The following is an 18,127-nucleotide window of genomic DNA, read 5'->3' as shown; positions in this document are numbered from 1 at the left end:
CCCCTGTGGGAGCTGTCGAGCTTTAGCGAGGCTGCGATGGCGGCGGTACAGGCACAGCAGAACACGTAAACGTTTCGCGCTAAAGTCCAGTCTCACTGCTGTGACCCGAACGGAGTCCCGATGAGCCCCTCGATCGCGCTGCTGTATACCCGCACCCCCATGCTCGATATCGCTTACGAAGCCCATGGCCCTGCCGGGGGTGAAGTGGTGATTCTGCTGCACGGTTTCCCCTATGACCCTCGCGGTTACGATGCCATCGCACCGGTACTGGCCGAGGCCGGTTATCGCGTGCTGGTACCTTACCTGCGCGGCTATGGCCCGACCCGCTTTGCCCACGCCCAGGTGATGCGCTCCGGCCAGCAGGCGGCGCTGGCCAAGGACCTGCTGGACTTCATGGATGCCCTGTCCATCGGCCAGGCCGCCTTTGTCGGTTATGACTGGGGCGGGCGCGCCGCGTGCATTGTCGCGGCGCTTTGGCCTGAGCGGGTACGCTGCCTGGTCACGGGTGACGGCTACAACATTCAAGATATCGCCAGGTCCATCCAGCCACGCGCGCCGCTCACCGAGCATCGGTTGTGGTACCAGTTCTACTTCCACACCCAACGGGGCGTCGATGGCCTGACGGCCAACCGCCGCCAATTGTGCGAGCTGCTGTGGTCGCTCTGGTCGCCCACCTGGGCCGAGGGGCCAAGCCTTTACCCGCAGACCGCGCCATCGTTTGATAACCCGGATTTTGTCGACGTGGTGATCCACTCCTATCGCCATCGTTTCATGTATGCCGAGGGTGATCCGGCGCTGGAGCCGATTGAACAGGCGTTGGTGCAGCCGCCGCCGATCTCGGTGCCGAGCATTTCGCTGTGCGGTGCCGACGACGGTGTCGGCCCGGCGCCGGAAGTGGATGACGATGTGGGGAACTTCAGCGGATTCTACCGGCGCCGGGTGCTCGCCGGGGTGGGCCACAATATTCCCCAGGAAGCACCGCAGGCCACGCTTGACGCACTGTTTGAATTACTTGGGCAGACTCAGGCTGGCGCCGAAAACCGCTCGCGGTAAAGCTGCGGGCTGATCGACAAGGCTCGGACAAAACTGCGGCGCATGGTTTCTTCGCTGCCAAAGCCACATTGCACAGCGATGCGCTTGATCGCCACGGCGCTGTCGGCCAGTTGCCGGCGTGCGGTTTCCACGCGGATCAGTTCCACCGCCCGCGCCGGGGTCTGACCGGTTTCGGCGCGGTAGTGGCGCACGAAACTGCGCTCGCTCATGCCGCACGCAGCCGCCAGGGTCGGGATGTTCAAGTCCAGGTACAAGTGCTCGGCAATCCACGCATGCAATTCGCTGAAACGGTTGCCGCCCTGTTGCAGGGACAAGGTGACACTGAACTGCGACTGCCCACCGGGGCGCTTGAGAAACACCACCAGGTGCCGCGCCACTTCCAGAGCGACCGCGCGGCCCAGGTCCTCCTCCACCAGGGCCAGGCACAAATCGATGCCGGCCGTGACCCCCGCCGAGGTCCAGAGCGAACCCTGCTGGATAAAGATCGGGTTGGCCTCGACCTGCAGCGTGGGATATTTGCGCGCCAGTTCCTCACAACGCGTCCAGTGGGTCACGACACGGCAGCCGTCCAACAAGCCGCTGGCGGCCAGCAGGAAGGCACCGGTGCACACCGAAGTCATGCGCCGCGCGTGCGTGGCTTTTTGCCGGACCCACTCCACCAGGGCCGGATCCTCGGCCGCGCCATACACGCCCCAGCCACCGGCGATCACCAGGGTGTCGCAGGGCATCTCGGCGGCTGGCAACGGCGCGGCCACCAGGGCCAGGCCGGCGGATGTCATCACTGGTTCGGCCTGGGCGGCAATCACGTTGACGGCATAGGGCAACGGCAAGTCTTGTTGGCGCGCCAGGTCGTTGGCCGTGGCAAACACTTGCAGGGGCCCGGTGACGTCGAGCACCTGCACGTTGGGAAAAGCGAGCACATGGATGATTTTCGGCATGATTGGCGTGATTCGTGGGCTCAATGGCGTATGCGCCAAAGCCTAGGCCACTAGAGTGAAGCCGTCCATCCCCTCTTCTGGAGTTTCACCATGACTTTGCAGATCGGCTTTGTGTTGTTCCCCGGCATCCAGCAACTGGACCTCACCGGCCCTTACGACGTGCTGGCGTCATTGCCGGATGTGAAGCTGCACCTGATCTGGAAAGACCTGGCGCCAATCACCTCCAGCACCGGGTTGGTACTCACACCGACCCTCACCTATGACACCTGCCCGGTGCTGGACGTGGTCTGCGTGCCGGGTGGCTCGGGGGTGGGAGCGCTGATGGAAGATGAGCCGACCCTGGACTTTCTGCGGGCACAATCCCAGACCGCACGCTATGTGACGTCGGTGTGTACCGGCTCGCTGGTACTGGGCGCAGCAGGCTTGCTGCGTGGGCGGCGCGCCACCACACACTGGGCCTATCACGACATGCTGGCCACCCTGGGCGCGACGCCAGTGCAGGAGCGTGTGGTACGCGACGGCAATCTGTTTAGCGGCGGTGGCATCACAGCGGGAATCGATTTTGCCCTGACCCTGGCCGCCGAGTTGTACAGCGAGGCCGCTGCGCAACTGGTGCAATTGCAGCTCGAATATGCACCGGCCCCGCCCTTCAATGCCGGCCGACCAGACACCGCGCCACGGCATGTGCTGGACGAAGCCAACAAACGCACGGCCGAATCACGCAAGACCCGTGGCGAAATCGCCGCACGGGCGGCGGCGCGGCTGGGCTAAAGGCCAGCGCATTTGCCATGTGGGAACGGGCTTGCTCGCTCCCACAGGAGAATTGCTACACAGTGCGCGGCATCAACGCCAGGCGCACGGCCAGCACCGTCAACACCGTGGCCAGACCCCATTTTTGCAGGCTTGCGGTCTTCTCACTGCCGGCAAAAAACCGGCTGATCGCCCCGCCAAAAACTCCCAGCACCGCGTGAAACACGCCCGCAATCAACGTCAGGACCAACCCCAGTTGCACCAGCTGCAAGGCAATGGGGCCGGCCTCGGGCTTGACGAACTGCGGCAGGAACACCATGAAAAACAGCAGCGCCTTGGGGTTGAGCAAGCTGTTGAGCATGGCGCGCATAAACACCCCACCCAGGCGTACCCGCTCCACCCGAGCGGTGTCCAGGGACGGTTTTTTCTGCAGGGTCTTGAATGCCAGCCACAGCAGGTAGACCACGCCGGCATAACGAATCAGATCAAAGGCCGGGGGCCAACTGGCCACCAGGGCCGTGACGCCAGTAGCCGTCAATGCGGTCAGCAGCAGGTCCGCCACCCCGATCCCCAGGCCGGCCGCTACCCCGCCCCGCCAGCCGTAGCTCACGCCATGACTGATGACAAAGGCCATGTTCGGCCCGGGCGACAGCAACAACAGCAGCACGGAGCCAGAGAAAACCGCCAGGGTTGCGAGATCGATCATGCTCAACTCATCCGCCAGGGAAAACCGTAGATTAGTCCTACCTCAGCCACCGATACCAGAGAAGGCGATACCGGCCCTGAAGCCGAAGGTCGGCGAGAACGACGCCTATTCGCCGGCAAGCCCGCGCCGACAGTTCCAGATTCGGCCCGCGTCCTTCCTGCACTCCGTCAAAAAATGGTTTTCCCTCCCCGCAGGTAAATTCCCATTTTTGTTCCTACACTCCAAAAAGCCATCACTTATTCTCGATAAATCTGATAGTCACAGCAAAACATGTCAACAAACCGTCACGACAAGAGTATCTTATGAAACTCGACGGCAAACCTATTGAAAAAAGTCAAAACCTTGACGAGAAACTCAAAAGGAGCCATCATTTAGACATCACTTTGCAAATACCCGCGTCAGACAGGTCATTGCGCGTTACCCAGTGAAAGCAGTCGTTCGCCTTGCACCGCTTATAAAGCAGAACTGCCTTATGGATGAGCAAACGAACAGGGAAGTCCTGGTGGTGTATTGAGGGATGATTTATGCGTGAGAAGTCGTCAGTCGACAGCCTGTTTCTGACTCGCACCGGTTTTGTTGAGTTTTTTGTGGTTTTCGTCAAATTACTCCACGGCCTGACGGCGGTCCTGCCGGCGATGATCCTGTTGTTCTATCCGGATCCGGTGGACCCGCAAATGCGTAGCCACTACCTGGGCCTGCTGCTGTTCTTTGCGATCCTGACCATCATTCTGTTTCAGGCCCTGGGGGTGTACTCCGAGGATCTGTTCAGCAACCGCCTGCGTTTTCGCGTCATGTTGATCGCCTGGATTTCTGCGTTTTGCATCCTGCTGTTCATGTACCAGATCCTGCTGCTGTTTCCGCAGTTGAGCCCGCGCAACCTGATGTTCTGGTTTTCCCTGAGCCTGATCCTGTTTGGCGTGGAGCGCATCCTGATGCTGCGCCTCTACCGCAACCTGATGAAGAACGGCAAGTTCCTGCAGCGCACGGTGATCCTCGGCTTTACCGACACCGCCGTCCATGTGGCCGAACACCTGTCGCGCAACAGTGATATCCGCTCCGGCCTGATCGGTTTTATCGACGACCGCACCGAACGCATCCCCAATGAGCTGAGCAACCTGCCGTTGCTGGGCAACACCCGCGACCTGGAAAAGCTGATCCGCTCCGAGCAGGTCAATCAGGTGATGATTACCCTGCCCTGGGCCGCCGAGCAGCGCATCAACGGGCTGGTCAAGCGCCTGCGGCAGATGTCAGTGAACGTCATGCTGGTACCGGACATGGCCGCCCTGCGCTATGGCCATAACCGCATCACCGATGTCGGCGGCATCCTGATGTTCAACACCTCGCAGTTACCGCTGCGTGGCTGGTCACCGTTTATCAAGCGCTGCGAAGACCTGCTGCTGGCCAGTGCCGGCCTGCTGCTGTTGTCGCCGATCATGCTGGTGACCGCCCTGGCCATCAAACTCGACTCAAAAGGCCCGGTGCTGTTCCGGCAGAAGCGCTTTGGCTACAACGACAACCTGATCCGTGTCTTCAAGTTCCGCTCGATGTACGTCGAGCAGACCGACGTCAATGCCGAATGCCAGACCACCCGCCTCGACCCGCGCATCACTCGGGTCGGACGCATCATTCGCAAGACCAGCATCGACGAGCTGCCGCAACTGTTCAACGTACTGCTGGGCAACATGTCGATGGTCGGCCCGCGTCCCCATGCCACCGCTACCAAGGCGGCCGGGATTCCTTTCGAGGAAGCGGTCAACGAATACAGCTCGCGCCACCGGGTCAAGCCGGGCATCACGGGCTGGGCCCAGATCAATGGCTACCGCGGTGAAACCGACACCCTGTTCAAGATCCAGAAACGGGTCGAATACGATCTGGAATACATCGCCAAATGGTCGGTGTGGTTTGACCTGTACATCGTTTTCATGACGGTCCCGGCCGTCCTTTCCACCAAGGAAGTCTATTGATGAACCCCCTCAACGGATTGATTCCGTGCATCATTTCCGGTGGCTCGGGCACGCGGCTGTGGCCGGTTTCGCGGCAGAACATGCCCAAGCCGTTCATGCGCATGCGCGACGACCAGAGCCTGTTGCAGAAAACCTTCCTGCGCGCCAGCCACCTGCCGGGGGTCGACAGCGTGCTGACAGTGACCAACCGCGACCTGCTGTTTCGCACCCTCGATGATTACCGCGCAGTCAACACGGGCCAATTGGGCCTGGATTTGCTGCTCGAACCGTTCGGCCGCAACACCGCCGCTGCCATCGCCGTCGCCGCCCTGCATGTGCAGGAATTTTTCGGCGGTGACGCGCAGTTGCTGGTGATGCCTGCCGACCACCTGATCCTCGATGAAAGCGCCTTCGCCCAGGCCGTGGCCCAGGCCCGCGAATTGGCCGAAGCGGGTTACCTGGTGACCTTCGGCATCCAGCCCGACCGCCCCGAGACCGGCTTTGGCTACATCGAGCAAGGCACGGCCCTGGCGCAAGGGTTCCGCGTCCAGCGTTTCGTGGAGAAACCCGACCTGGCCACCGCCCAAGGCTACCTGGACGGCGGCAAGCACCTGTGGAATGCCGGGATGTTCTGCTTCAAGGCCGCCACCGTGCTCGAAGAACTGGCGGCCCACGCCCCGGCGGTGCTGGACGCGGCCAGGGCGGCGCTGGAGCACAGCACCAGCCTGCAAAACAGCAGCAGTCGCCAGCGTGAGTTGAACCCGCAAGGGTTTGGCACCGCGCCGGACATCTCCATCGACGTGGCCCTGATGGAGAAATCCGCCCAGGTCGCCGTGGTGCCCTGTGATATTGGCTGGAGCGATATCGGCTCCTGGGAAGCCCTGCGCCAACTGACCCCCAGTGACGACAACGGCAACCAGATCAATGGCGAAGCGATCCTGCACGACGTGCACAACTGCTACATCGACTCGCCCAAGCGCGTGCTGGGTGCAGTCGGGGTGCGCGACCTGATCATCGTCGACACCCCCGATGCCCTGCTGATTGCCGACGCCAATCGCAGCCAGGACGTGCGCCATATCGTCGCCGAGCTCAAGCGCCAGAACCATCCGGCATTCAGCCTGCACCGCACCGTCACCCGGCCCTGGGGCACCTACACCGTGCTGGAGGAAAGCACCCGTTTCAAGATCAAGCGCATCGTGGTCAAGCCCAAGGGCTCGCTGTCTTTGCAGATGCACCACCACCGCAGCGAACACTGGGTAGTGGTCAGCGGCGCGGCCATGATCACCAATGGCGAGCGCGAGATCCTGCTCAACATGAACGAGTCCACCTATATTCCCGCCGGGCACAAACACCGCCTGACCAACCCCGGCATCATCGACCTGGTGATGATCGAGGTGCAGAGCGGCGAATACCTGGGTGAAGACGACATCGTGCGCTTCGACGATATCTACGGCCGTGCGCCCGACACCGAGCCCAAGCCCTGATGCGTACCTCCCTGATCATCCCGACCCGCAACGCTGCCAGCCACCTCGATCGCTTGCTGCCGGCGCTGCGCATGCAGACCGTGCAACCCGACGAGATGCTGGTGGTCGATAGCGCATCGAGCGATGACACCGTGGCGCGCTTTCGCGAGTTCGGCGCGCGTGTCGAAGTGATCGATGCCCGTGACTTCAACCACGGCGGCACCCGGCGCTGGGCCAGCGAACACGTGGGCGGCGACGCCCTGATCGTGATGACCCAGGACGCGATCCCGGCCGAGCCCGAGACGTTCGCCAAGCTGCTCGACGAACTGCAACTGGACCCGCTCAATGGCGTCGCCTATGGCCGCCAGCTGCCGCACCCCGGTGCGGGTGTGCTGGGCGCGCAGTCGCGGCACTTCAATTACCCGGCCCACAGCCGCAGCAAAAGCCTGGCCGATGCACCGCAGTTGGGGATCAAGACCTGCTTCAGTTCCGACTCGTTCTCCGTGTACCGACGCAGCGCCCTGCAGGCCGTGGGCGGGTTCCCGGCCGATGTGATCGGCAGCGAGGACGCCTACGTCGCGGCGCGCATGCTGTTGGCCGGTTGGAAGGTGCAGTACGCCGCCAGCGCCCGGGTCTATCACTCCCACGATTACCGCCTGATGGACGAGTTTCACCGCTACTTCGACATTGGTGTGTTCTACGGCCGCGAGCCATGGATCCGCCAGGCGTTTGGCGACGCCGGCGGTGAAGGTAAACGCTATGTACTGGCCGAATTACGTGCCTTGCGCGAGGCCAACGCCTTGCACCGCGCCCCCGAAGTGGTGGTGCGCAGTGCCTTTAAATTGCTGGGCTATCGCCTCGGCCACCTTGAACGCTACTTGCCCAACTCGCTCAAGCAGCGCCTGGGCATGTTTTCCACCTACTGGACTTGAGCCGTCATGAAGACTACCAACCGACGTTACCGTCTTACCCTGTTCAGCCTGTTGAGTGCCTCGATCTGGCTGGCTGGTTGTTCGACCCCTGCGCGGGTGCCGCTTCCTGATAACAACACGCTCAAGGCCGGGCATCAGGCCGCGTTGGGCCTGGCCGACCTGCCCCCCCCGCAGGTCTTGATCCAGAGCGGTGACTTGCTGCGCATCGTGCGGGATGCCCAGGAGCCAGCGGCGGCCGACGATATGACGGTGTTCGTGGTGCGGCCTGACGGTGTGATCTCCATACCCAACATCGGCCGGGTCAAGGCGGCATTGCGCACGCCCGAAGACCTGGGCAAGGAAATTACCGACAAGTACAAGCGCATCTACCGCGAGCCGGCGGTAACGGTGAACATCGCCAGCGCCCCGAGCAACAAGGTGTTTATCGGCGGTGCAGTGCCGAACCCGGCGTTTTTCGACCTGGCGGGCAACGTCAGTGTGGAACAGGCCCTGCTCAGTTCCGGCGGTGTATTGGCTTCGGCTGACAGCTCCAACATTGCCCTGCTGCGTACCGGTGCCGATGGCAAGTACAAGATGTACTTCATCAACCTGGAAAGCATGCTGACCAACCCCAACCACCCACGGGTAGCGTTGCAGCGCGGTGATTTGATCTACGTGCCGCAATCGACGATCGGCGCCACGGTGGAAGCGGTGGATATGTACTTCACTCGCCTATTCCCGATCAACAAGGGGATTGGCGTGGGCTTGAACTACGACCTCAACGACAGCGGCGTGAAGAACAGCGGCAACACCATCTACAACAACCCCGTCATCAACGCAGGCCAATGATTATGGACCAGGCTTCGTATCACTCGAACCGACTGTTCCCGTCTGGCGTACACCACATATTCAATGGAGTGATCCTGTGATCGAAATCCGCTCTCTACGCGACCTCTTGCGGCTGTTTTTCATCTTCCGCCGCGAATTCAAACTGGCCGTGATCACCACGATTGTGGTGGCCGTGTTGGGTGCCTTCCTGTTGCCGGCACGCTATGAGTCCGACGCGCGCCTGCTGGTCAAGCCAGGACGGGACAACACCACGCTGCCGATCGAAGCCGCCAACCGCCAGACGCTGATTGCGCCGAGCACCCAGCACGACCCGATTGTCGACGAGGAGAAGATGCTCACCGGCCGGCCAATCGTGCATATCGTTGCCGAACGCTACCTGGCGATGACGTCCGAGCCGCCACAGGGCTTCTGGAAAGTCACCAAGTTCTACGTCAAGAAAGCCGTAGGTGAAGTGCTCGACGCCGTGCGCAGCGTCCTGCAATTCGTCGGCCTTGCCGAGAAGCAAAGCCCGCTGGAACGCCTGGCGACCAAGCTGGAGAAGAACTTCGAAGCCGGCCACGAACCGGGGTCTTCGGTGATCGAGATTTCCTTCACCTGGGACGATCCAGCCATCGCGCAAAAGGTCGTCGAGACCTGGGTCGATGCCTACCTGGAAGAGCGCGCGCGGATTCTCGGGCGCAAGAGCCTGCACTCCTTCTATGAAACCGAACGCACCAAGGTCGCCACCAACATCCAGGGGCTCAAGGATGAACTGCAGGGCCGCTTGAAGCAGATCGACTCGATCAGCGTGGACGCGCGCCTGAAAAACCTGACCAACCAGATCGACCGCGTCACCGACGCCAAGGTCACCGCGCAAAACCAGATCGCGGGGATCCGCAGCTTCCTGGCCAACGCCAGCCAGCAGATCAAGAACCAGCCGGCCGAAGTGGTGACGGGGCGGGAAACCAGCCTCAACCCCACCCAGCTTGACCTCAAGCGCCAGCTCAATGCCCTGCAAGTGGAACGCGCGCGCCTGCTGCGCACCTACCTGCCCGGCACGCCGCAGGTCAACCAGATCGAGCAGAACATCCGCGATATGCAAGACCTCAGCGCCCAGGAAGCAACCCGCCTGGAACGCTCGCAAAACACCGCGCCCAACAGCCTGGTAATCAACGTCAAGCAGCAGATCATCGACGCCCAGTTGCAAGAGCGCAAACTGGCCGGGGAAATCGAGAACTACGACAAGACCCTCGTCGAACTGCGTGCCCAGCGTGACCAGGCAATGACCGATGAACCTGAGCTGAACAAGCTGACCCAACAACTGCGCACCGCCGAGAAAAGCTACGCGCTGTACTCGGAAAACCTCGAACAAGCCCGCATCGACCACGCGCTGGACAGCAGCCAGATCAGCAACATCGCCCTGATCGAGCACGCCACCCTCAACCCGGCGCGTGTGTTTCCCAAGAGCTTGCTGATTCTGCTGTTCACCATTCCCGCGGGCCTCGCCGTTGGCTTGCTGACCATCTACGTGCTGTACCTGCTGGACCAACGCATCCACGATGGCGCGCGGTTGCAGGAAGTGTTCGGTATCCCGCTGTGGAGCAGCATCCCCGATGTGCAACACGCGACGCCGGCAGCCCTCACCGCCAGCATCTATCGCCTGTACAGCCTGCTGCCCGCCGAGCGCATCGCCAGCGAGGGCTTTGCCCTGGGCCTGACGTCGGCACGGCATGGCGAAGGCGTGAGCTTTATCATCGAGCAACTCAAGCGCCTGCTGGAAGAGCGCGGGCACCGGGTCTCGGTCAACGGCAGCGAAGCCGCAAAGCCAGGTGAAGTGCTGCTGTTGGACGCGTCTGCCCTGTCGTCCAACCCGCAGGCGTTCCTTACCCTGCGCCGCGCCGACCAGATCGTGCTGGTCATCGAAGCCCGCACCAGCACCGTGCCAACCATCGAGAACGCTCTGTCGTTGCTGACCACCGCGTTTGGCAAAGTCGACGGGATGATCCTCAACCGCCGCCGCTTCGAAGTGCCGGCCAATGTCCTGGCGCGGATCAACAGCTGGCGCGGTGCGGCCTGATGCGCATTGCGTTGCTGGCGCCGCTGCCACCGGAACAGACCGGGATTGCCGACTACGCTGCGCACTTGCGCAGCGCGTTGCGCGACCTGGGTCTGGAAGTGCTGACGCCGCTGGAAGGCTGCCAGGACCTGGCGGAGCAATTGCGCCGCCTGCAAGCCTTTGACTGGCGCAGCGTGGACCTGGTCCATGCCGAACTGGGTGGCGGGCGTTTTGGTGAGTTCCAGGCCCTGGACTATTTGCGCCGTACCCAGCCGCAGTTACCGCTGACCGCCACCGTGCATGACCCGGAGCGCCTGATCTGGCGCCGGGCCAAGCTGTTTTTCCCGCTGACCCTGCTTGAACGCCTGCCCCACCCGCTGCCCCAGGCAGCGGCGTTGCTGGCCGATCCATTGACCCTTCACGAAGAGCGGCGCCTGGCCAAAAGCATGCGCCGCCTGATTACCCTCACCCGCCTGGGTGGCGACTGCCTGCGCCAGCGCATGGGCCTGAATCCCGGGCAAGTGGCAGTGATTGCCCACGGCAACCTGCCCATCGCTCCCGTGGCCTTGCCGCCGTTGCAACCGCTGCGCCTGCTGTATTTCGGCTTTATCTACCGGGGCAAGGGCATCGAGGATCTGCTACAGGCCCTGGCCCGCTCCCTGACCGCCCACCCACAATGCCGTGGCCAGGTACGCTTGACCCTCGCCGGGGGCACCGCGCCGGAGATGACGTTCGACCCGGCCGGCAACTACCTCGATGGCCTGCGCCAACTGATCGCCACCCTGCAACTGGGCGATGTGGTGGACTGGCAACTGGACCTGCCCTCAGCCGAGATTCCCCACACGATCCAGGCCCACCATGTGATGGTGTTGCCGTACCGCGAATCGAAAAAGCTCGGTTTCCTCGGCCAGATGCGCGGCACCAGCGGTGCGCTGTCCTGGGCCAACGCCTGCGGGCGCGGGGTGATTACTTCCAATGCCCGCGCCTTCGCCGAAGAAGTCGCCGGGGGTAATGGCATCACCTACCAACAGGGCGATATCGACTCGTTGAGCGCTGCCCTGGACCGCCTGATCCTCGACCCACAACAAGCCCGCCAATGGGCCGACTACGCTGCCGACATCGGCCGCCAGCGCCAGTGGTCCAGCACCGCCCAACGCTTTGCCGAGTTGTTCCAGGCCGCAGTCAAGGAGCCTTTGTGATGAACATTTCGCCTACTCGCCGGATGTGGCGCTACCTGCCGCTGGTGATTGCACTGGCCGTTGGCGGCGCGCTGCTGCTCAGTGAAAACGTCGACGCGGAGCCGGTGAACCTGGCGCCCCAGCGCACCGTGCAATGGCGCGAGTTTTTGGGGGTGAACGCGCACTTTTTGTGGTTCAAGCCCGAGCAGTACCAAAAACAGATCCGCCAATACCAGAAGCTGGGATTGGACTGGGTGCGCGTCGACCTGCACTGGGACCGCCTGGAGCCCAAGGAAGAAGACTATCAACTGAGCACCTTCGATGAACTGGACCGCACCCTGACCGCCGAGAAAATCCGTTCGGTGTTCTACCTGGTGGGCTCGGCGCCGTTTATCACCACCGCCCCCAGGGGCGCGGAATTCCAGGACCAGTACCGCCCACGGGATGCCAGCGTGTATGCCCTGCGCCTGGCACTGCTGGCCAAGCGCTACCCGAATATCGACGCCTGGCAGGTGTGGAACGAACAGAACCTGCCGAACAACTGGCGCCCGCACGTCAACGCCGAGGAATACGCGCGCTTGCTGCTGGCCAGTCATCAAGCCTTGAACGTTGCCGCACCGGACAAGATCCAGGTGATGGGTGGCATGGCGTACTACAGCCAGATGCCGCCGCGTGGCAAGACCTTGATGTTCGAAGCCCTAGGCAAGCTGGGCGTACAAAGCCTGGGCATGGTGGCGGCGTATCATCCGTATTCGATGACCCCGGAAACCGACGAGCCGGGCAAGAACGAAGTACTGCTGCGCGGCGACCAGCTCAATGCGGTGCTGCACGGTGCCGGAGTCAAGGATGTCTGGGCCACCGAGTGGGGCTGGTCCAGCTACAGCGGGCCCAAGGAAATGCAGGACCTGATCGGTATCGACGGCCAGGCCGACTTCACCTTGCGCCGCCTGGCGCTGATGGCGTCCCAGGACTACCAGAAGATTTTCCTGTTTGCCCTGTCCGACCTGGATGAACGCGCGTCCGTGCGCGACCAGCACTATGGCCTGCTGGACCTCAACGGCGAACCCAAGCCGGTATACAGCGCCCTCGCCCGCTTCCTCGAAATCACCGGCCCGACCCTCAAGCCCGGCGCCACGCCGGTGCTCAAGGATGTACCGAAAACCTTGTACAGCGTGGCCTGGACCCGCGACGACGGCAAACGCCTGTTGATGTACTGGAGTGCCGAAGGCACCAGCATCACCTTGCCCGAGGTCAAAAACGCCGAACTGCTGGACCCGCTGACCGGCGCCCGGCAAACCCTTAACGACTACAACGGCATTCGCCCTGTGGTGAAACCGACGTTACAGATATTGGTGTGGTAGCACGCCCAGGCATGGAGAGCTGCACGTGAGAATCCTGTGGATTGTGCCCTATCTGCCGTGGCCGATGACCAGCGGCGGCAAGACCCGGCAATACCATTTACTGCGCACCTTGAGTGAGCGCGGGCATCGCATCACCTTGCTGGTGCAATCGAAAACGCCGGCCGATGCCGCCAGCCACGCCGCCCTTGAACCTTTGCTCGAACGCCTGATCGTGGTCCCGCGCCGGCCACTGAAACACCCCATGACCCTGCTCGCCGGGGTGTTTGCGCCCTGGCCGCTGCTGACTACGGTCAATGGCCTCTCGGCCCCATTGCAGGCACGCTTTGCCCAACTGCTGAACGAAACCTGGGATGTGATCCAGGTGGAACACAGCTACAGCCTGCAACCGTACTTGCACACCTTGCAGCAGCAATCGCAGGACTTCGTGCTCACCGAGCACAACCTGGAATCGAGCCTGGGCGGCGCCACCTATGACCGCTTTCCAAAGTGGGCCGCACCGTTCGTGCGCTATGACCAATGGCGCTGCCGGAAATGGGAGCGCAAGGCGTTTGATGCAGCGTGCCATGTGGTCGCGGTGACCCAGGCCGATGCCCAGGCCATCGGCCAACTGACCGCCACCCCCGTGAGCGTGGTGGTCAATGGGGTCGACAGCCGCGCTTTCAGCACAGTCAGCGCCGCCCCGCAGGGCCAGCGCCTGTTGTTTGTCGGCAACTACGAATACGCGCCGAACCTCGACGCGGTGCAGTGGCTGCTCGACGAAATCTTCCCCCGGGTCTGGTTGCAGTGCCCCGGCGCCCGCCTGGCCGTCGCCGGCTACGGCTTGCCCGAGCACTGGCGCGAGCGTTGGCCGGACGAACGTATTGAATGGCAGGGTTTTGTCCCCGACCTGACCGCCTTGCAGCGTCGCTGCGCAGGTTTTGTCGCCGCCCTGCGCCATGGTGGCGGCTCCAAACTCAAAGTGCTGGAGGCCATGGCCGCCGGCCTGCCGTTGGTGAGTACCGCCCAGGGCGTGTCCGGCCTGGCGGTTGAGGCGCACGCGCACTATCTGGCCGGCGAAAGCGCCGAGGCCCTGGCGGATGGGATTGTGCGCCTGCTGGACGAACCGGCGCTGGCCCGCCAATTGGCCGATGCCGCGCGTGACTACGCGCGCAACTATCACGACTGGGCGGTGGCCGGTGACGAACTGGAGCAGATCTACCGCACCTTGCCGACCCATCAGGAGCCCCAAGCATGCGCGTAGCCCTGGATTACCGCCCCGCCACGGTCGCGCCTTCGTCGGGCATCGCCCGTCAGGTCCTGGCCCTGGAACACGCCTTGTGCGCCCGGGACGCCACTGAAGTGGTGCTGTTGACCGAGGCGCCACTGGATCATCCGCAGCGCGAAACGGCGGTTTGCCCAGCCTGGGCCAGCCCATTGGAAGGCCTGCAGCGCCCCCAGGTACGCTGGCGTTTCGAGCGCGCTTTCTTGCCCCGGGCGATCCACGCACAGCGGATCGACCTGTACATCGCCACGGCCAACATGGGCTTGCCCTTGTGCCGCAAACCCGCCGGTACCCGCTATGTGCTGGTGCTGCACGACCTGTTTCAACTGACCCACCGCAACTTCCATCGCTCCAGACTCAAGGCCCTGGCCTATCGCTTGATCGATGGCGCGTCGATTGCCTGGTCGGTGTGGCAGGCGGATCGCGTGTGGTGCCCGTCGCAATTCTCGTGCGATGAAGCGGCGCGCCTGTTCCCCTGGGCGCGGGCCAAATTCCGGGTGTTGAATAACCTGGTGCCGGAGTTTACCGAGGCACCAGAGCCACTGCCCGAGGGTTTGCCGGCACGCTACTGGTTGGTGGTGGGCACCCGCGAGCCCCGCAAGAACATGACGTTTTTCCTTGAGCAGTGGCAAGCCAGTCGCGCCAAGGACCCGAACGTGCCGGACCTGGTGCTGGTCGGCCATGCCAGCGATGTGCCGGCCACCCTCGGTGAGTTGCCTGGCCTGCATTGGCGCAGCGGTTTGTCCGACGGCCAGTTGCAGGCGCTCTACCGGCATGCCGCTTACCTGTGGCAGCCTTCCTATGCCGAAGGCTTTGGCTTGCCGGTGGTGGAAGCGTTGAGTGTCGGCACGCAGGTCGCAGTCGCCCGAGGCTCGGCCCTGGATGAAGTGGCGCCCCCCACGGCGCCGCGTTTTGCGCCCCACGACGCCGCGCAACTGCAAACATTGATGGTGTCACTGGCTGCACCTGGGGCCACGGTCGACCCCGAACTGCAACGCACATGGGCCCGGCAATTTGCCGAACCGGCCTATCGCCTGCGCCTGGATAAACTGCTCAAGGAAATGGATCGCTAATGCTGCCAGGAAAACTCGTTAGTCTGCTCCTGGGCCTGGTCTTCGGGGGCTTGCTGCTGGCGTTGTCGCCGATGAAGGTCTTTATGATCGTGGTCGGCGTGGGCGTGGCGCTGACCCTGATCCGCAAGCCGCTGTGGGGCCTGCTGATCTTTGCCGTCCTAGCCACCAGTATTCCCTACACCACCTTGCAACTGGGGATCCGCACCACCATCAGCGAAGCGGTGCTGGGTCTGACCTGGGCCGGGGTGTTCTGGCAATCGTTTATCGCCAAGACCCGTGGTTTCATGGTCTGGCGCCCCACCGAACGGGCATTGATGTGGCTGATGCTGTTCAGCACCATTCCGTTTATCTGGGGCATGATCATCATCCACGCCGAGGGCAACGGGCCGGTCAACTGGGTGCGCTGGCTGATGAACCTGTCGCTGCTGTTTATCGTGCCGCTGCTGCTGCGCACCGATGCCGACCGCGACAAGGTGGTGGTCGCCCTGCTGCTGGGTAACCTGGCGATGTTGTTGTTGTCGATCTTCATGTTCCTCAAGACGCGCAATGCAATGTCGATGATCGACATCCTCACCGACCTCAAGTACGCCCACCCCGAGGCGGTGAAAGATATTTTCTCGGCCAACTACAAGCGCATGGCCTCGCCCTGGGTCCACCCGAACCTGACCGGCGGCGTGCTGGTGCTGTTTATCCCACTGGCGCTGTTCTACGGCTGGACCCGCACTGGCTGGCGCCGCGCCCTGGGCCTGGCGGTGGCGGTGCTCGGTTGCGCCGGCCTGCTGCTGAGTATCTCCCGCGGCGCGATTGTGGCCCTGGCACTGATCCTGATCTGGCTGACCTACAAGCGTGTGCCGCACAGCGGGCGCATCATCGGTATCGGCGTCGCCTTTGTGATTGCCCTGGTGATGTTCTACCCGCCGTTGCAGGACCGTTTGATGACGATGTTCTCGACCACCAACGCCAGTACCGAGATTCGCTTCGACGAGTACGCCGGATTCCCCGACGTGATGGCCAAGTACCCGCTAGGCATCGGCTTCAAGATCGACCCACCGGTGCCGGGCAGCAACCTGCTGGGGATTTCCAACCTGTGGCTGAACTTCATCTACAAGATCGGCATTCCCGGGATGCTGCTGTTTATCGCCGTCACCGTGTTGTGGTGGCGCGAAGTACGCCCGCTGGGCTCGGTGCGCAAAGTCACCGCCGACAACGCACTGTGGCTGGGCTGCGTGTGCGGTGTACTGGCAGCCTTGCTGACCGGGATTTTCGACCACTACTTCAGCTTCACCTTTGTATTGATCGCGCTGTTCTGGCTGTTGATGGGCATCAGCCTGCAACAGGTGCGCCTGAACCCGACCGTGACCGCCCCTGCTCCTGTTTCCGTGCCAAAGGATGACCGACCATGAAACATCGCACTATTCACTCCCCCGACCTGCGTGAGCGCCTGCCCGCCCTGGCCAGCGAACTCGGTGTGAGCCTGGAAGACTTGCAGGATGGCCTGGCCTGGTGCCTGGCCAACGAGGTGGTTTTTGAAGAAGGCGAAGGCAGCAACAAACTCTTCTGGATGACCTCCTTCGACGTGGAACCGACCATTGGTCATCCGGTGGCACGCCGCTTGTTCCATCGCATGAAACAGGATGTACCGGCGCAGTTCCTGCCGATCTATGGCAAGAACTGGGCAACCCTCAAGGACCGCTGGCGCAGTGCCTGGGACATGGCCTACAACATCCTGATCAACAAGATCCCCAGCCACCATATCCGCGTGGGCTGGCTGCGCCTGGGCGGTGCGAAGATCGGCAAGGGCACCAGCCTGTGGCGCAATACCGAAGTGCTGGGCATCCATAACCTGGTGGTGGGCGATGACACAGTGATCGGCTGGCATTGCCAGGTGGATGCGCGCTCTGGCCTGGTGATCGGCAACCATGTGGCGATTGCCTCCCATGTCCTGATCATCGCCGGCAGCCATGACTTGCAGGCGCCAGAGTTCTGGTCGATTTCCGGGGCGATCTATATCGACGACTACGTGTGGATTGGCAGCCGTGCGCTGATCGGCTTTGGCACCCACCTGTGCGAGGGCTCGGTGGTCACCGCCAATACCGTGGTGGCCAAAACCGTCGCGCCGTACAAAATTGTCGGTGGCACCGGCGCCAAGGTCATGGGCGAACGCGTTCGCGGGCTGAACTACAAGGTGGGTGGCAAGGGCCTGTTCACCCTGTTGCACTGATGTTTGGCAGCACCCTGTGGCTGACCCTGGCGACCCTCGCCGGGCTGGTGGCCGGTTTTGCCCGGGAATGGCTGCTGGTCGCGGCCTGGGGGGCGGGCAGCCGCAGCGACGGGTTTCTGGTCGCGGTATTCCTGCCCGAAGCGCTGCGCATGACCCTGGCCGCCGGCTTGCTCGCCGCCGCGGCCCTGCCCCTCTATCAGCAACGTGATGCGCAACGCCAGCAGGCCTGGTTGGCCAGCCTGTCGCCGCGCCTGCTCGGTGTGGGCCTGGCCCTGTTTGCCGTGCTCGCCCTCGGCGCGCCGCTGTGGGTACGGCTGATCGGCCCGGGGCTGGACGCCGCCGCCCACGACCTGTCTCTTATACACATCTGACGCTGCCGACGATC

At 62.9% G+C, this 18,127-nt stretch carries 15 protein-coding genes and 1 pseudogene; 14 read left to right on the top strand and 2 right to left on the bottom strand.

Going from position 1 to position 18,127, the window contains the following annotated elements:
* The first annotated feature begins 120 nt into the window (after nt 1–120).
* Nucleotides 121–1,053: an alpha/beta fold hydrolase gene (locus tag KL786_RS28155; RefSeq protein ID WP_215519678.1), complete on the top strand. Its 933-nt coding sequence runs from the start codon at nt 121–123 to the stop codon at nt 1,051–1,053.
* On the opposite strand, the gene KL786_RS28150 is transcribed toward KL786_RS28155, so the two are convergent.
* Nucleotides 1,023–1,991 (bottom strand): GlxA family transcriptional regulator, encoded by a 969-nt coding sequence (locus KL786_RS28150; RefSeq protein ID WP_215519677.1) that lies wholly within the window; start codon nt 1,989–1,991, stop codon nt 1,023–1,025. The two genes, KL786_RS28155 and KL786_RS28150, sit on opposite strands and share 31 nt — an antisense overlap.
* 90 nt (nt 1,992–2,081) lie before the next feature.
* On the opposite strand from KL786_RS28150, the gene inhA reads away from it, so the two are divergent.
* Nucleotides 2,082–2,762, top strand: a complete 681-nt coding sequence (gene inhA, locus KL786_RS28145) for an isonitrile hydratase (RefSeq protein WP_032858487.1) — start codon at nt 2,082–2,084, stop codon at nt 2,760–2,762.
* A gap of 55 nt (nt 2,763–2,817) precedes the next feature.
* On the opposite strand, the gene KL786_RS28140 is transcribed toward inhA, so the two are convergent.
* On the bottom strand, nt 2,818–3,447 hold the full coding sequence (locus KL786_RS28140) for a LysE family translocator (RefSeq protein ID WP_215519676.1): 630 nt from the start codon (nt 3,445–3,447) through the stop codon (nt 2,818–2,820).
* Between the two features lie 524 nt (nt 3,448–3,971).
* On the opposite strand from KL786_RS28140, the gene KL786_RS28135 reads away from it, so the two are divergent.
* From KL786_RS28135 to KL786_RS28080, 12 genes and pseudogenes are all read left to right on the top strand, one after another.
* Nucleotides 3,972–5,411 carry an undecaprenyl-phosphate glucose phosphotransferase gene (locus tag KL786_RS28135; RefSeq protein WP_215519675.1) on the top strand — a complete coding sequence of 480 codons (1,440 nt, stop codon included), beginning with the start codon at nt 3,972–3,974 and terminating at the stop codon, nt 5,409–5,411.
* A complete protein-coding gene (locus KL786_RS28130) occupies nt 5,411–6,874 on the top strand; it encodes a mannose-1-phosphate guanylyltransferase/mannose-6-phosphate isomerase (RefSeq protein WP_215519674.1) in 1,464 nt (487 codons plus the stop codon). Before KL786_RS28135 ends, KL786_RS28130 begins: the two co-directional genes overlap by 1 nt.
* On the top strand, nt 6,874–7,785 hold the full coding sequence (locus KL786_RS28125) for a glycosyltransferase family 2 protein (RefSeq protein WP_215519673.1): 912 nt from the start codon (nt 6,874–6,876) through the stop codon (nt 7,783–7,785). The genes KL786_RS28130 and KL786_RS28125 overlap by 1 nt, the downstream gene beginning before the upstream one ends.
* Nucleotides 7,786–7,791: 6 nt before the next feature.
* The gene (locus KL786_RS28120; RefSeq protein WP_154841392.1) at nt 7,792–8,613 is read left to right on the top strand and encodes a polysaccharide biosynthesis/export family protein; all 822 of its coding nucleotides are present in this window, start codon (nt 7,792–7,794) and stop codon (nt 8,611–8,613) included.
* Between the two features lie 76 nt (nt 8,614–8,689).
* A complete protein-coding gene (locus KL786_RS28115) occupies nt 8,690–10,669 on the top strand; it encodes a GumC family protein (protein ID WP_215519672.1) in 1,980 nt (659 codons plus the stop codon).
* Nucleotides 10,669–11,847: a glycosyltransferase gene (locus KL786_RS28110; RefSeq protein WP_215519671.1), complete on the top strand. Its 1,179-nt coding sequence runs from the start codon at nt 10,669–10,671 to the stop codon at nt 11,845–11,847. Before KL786_RS28115 ends, KL786_RS28110 begins: the two co-directional genes overlap by 1 nt.
* Nucleotides 11,847–13,187 (top strand): glycoside hydrolase 5 family protein, encoded by a 1,341-nt coding sequence (locus KL786_RS28105; RefSeq protein ID WP_215519670.1) that lies wholly within the window; start codon nt 11,847–11,849, stop codon nt 13,185–13,187. Before KL786_RS28110 ends, KL786_RS28105 begins: the two co-directional genes overlap by 1 nt.
* 25 nt (nt 13,188–13,212) lie before the next feature.
* Nucleotides 13,213–14,427 carry a glycosyltransferase family 4 protein gene (locus KL786_RS28100; protein WP_215519669.1) on the top strand — a complete coding sequence of 405 codons (1,215 nt, stop codon included), beginning with the start codon at nt 13,213–13,215 and terminating at the stop codon, nt 14,425–14,427.
* Nucleotides 14,418–15,521, top strand: coding sequence for a glycosyltransferase family 4 protein (locus tag KL786_RS28095; protein WP_215519668.1), 1,104 nt, complete (start codon nt 14,418–14,420; stop codon nt 15,519–15,521). The genes KL786_RS28100 and KL786_RS28095 overlap by 10 nt, the downstream gene beginning before the upstream one ends.
* Nucleotides 15,521–16,924 carry an O-antigen ligase family protein gene (locus KL786_RS28090; protein WP_215519667.1) on the top strand — a complete coding sequence of 468 codons (1,404 nt, stop codon included), beginning with the start codon at nt 15,521–15,523 and terminating at the stop codon, nt 16,922–16,924. The genes KL786_RS28095 and KL786_RS28090 overlap by 1 nt, the downstream gene beginning before the upstream one ends.
* Nucleotides 16,921–17,742 carry an acyltransferase gene (locus KL786_RS28085; RefSeq protein ID WP_215519666.1) on the top strand — a complete coding sequence of 274 codons (822 nt, stop codon included), beginning with the start codon at nt 16,921–16,923 and terminating at the stop codon, nt 17,740–17,742. Before KL786_RS28090 ends, KL786_RS28085 begins: the two co-directional genes overlap by 4 nt.
* Nucleotides 17,742–18,089, top strand: a pseudogene (locus tag KL786_RS28080) (lipid II flippase MurJ); the annotation flags it as partial. The gene KL786_RS28085 and the pseudogene KL786_RS28080, both read left to right, overlap by 1 nt.
* Nucleotides 18,090–18,127 lie beyond the last annotated feature (38 nt).

The sequence above is a fragment of the Pseudomonas sp. TAE6080 genome, assembly GCF_018732265.1.
Lineage (GTDB): Bacteria > Pseudomonadota > Gammaproteobacteria > Pseudomonadales > Pseudomonadaceae > Aquipseudomonas > Aquipseudomonas brenneri.
Note: the sequence above shows the minus strand (reverse complement) of the source record. Positions and strands in the feature narration are given on the sequence as shown.

Coding starts and splice junctions, on each gene's coding strand:
- KL786_RS28155 (WP_215519678.1), top strand. CDS start 121: ATGAGCCCCTCGATCGCGCTGCTGTATACCCGCACCCCCATGCTCGAT.
- KL786_RS28150 (WP_215519677.1), bottom strand. CDS start 1,991: ATGCCGAAAATCATCCATGTGCTCGCTTTTCCCAACGTGCAGGTGCTC.
- inhA (WP_032858487.1), top strand. CDS start 2,082: ATGACTTTGCAGATCGGCTTTGTGTTGTTCCCCGGCATCCAGCAACTG.
- KL786_RS28140 (WP_215519676.1), bottom strand. CDS start 3,447: ATGATCGATCTCGCAACCCTGGCGGTTTTCTCTGGCTCCGTGCTGCTG.
- KL786_RS28135 (WP_215519675.1), top strand. CDS start 3,972: ATGCGTGAGAAGTCGTCAGTCGACAGCCTGTTTCTGACTCGCACCGGT.
- KL786_RS28130 (WP_215519674.1), top strand. CDS start 5,411: ATGAACCCCCTCAACGGATTGATTCCGTGCATCATTTCCGGTGGCTCG.
- KL786_RS28125 (WP_215519673.1), top strand. CDS start 6,874: ATGCGTACCTCCCTGATCATCCCGACCCGCAACGCTGCCAGCCACCTC.
- KL786_RS28120 (WP_154841392.1), top strand. CDS start 7,792: ATGAAGACTACCAACCGACGTTACCGTCTTACCCTGTTCAGCCTGTTG.
- KL786_RS28110 (WP_215519671.1), top strand. CDS start 10,669: ATGCGCATTGCGTTGCTGGCGCCGCTGCCACCGGAACAGACCGGGATT.
- KL786_RS28105 (WP_215519670.1), top strand. CDS start 11,847: ATGAACATTTCGCCTACTCGCCGGATGTGGCGCTACCTGCCGCTGGTG.
- KL786_RS28095 (WP_215519668.1), top strand. CDS start 14,418: ATGCGCGTAGCCCTGGATTACCGCCCCGCCACGGTCGCGCCTTCGTCG.
- KL786_RS28090 (WP_215519667.1), top strand. CDS start 15,521: ATGCTGCCAGGAAAACTCGTTAGTCTGCTCCTGGGCCTGGTCTTCGGG.
- KL786_RS28085 (WP_215519666.1), top strand. CDS start 16,921: ATGAAACATCGCACTATTCACTCCCCCGACCTGCGTGAGCGCCTGCCC.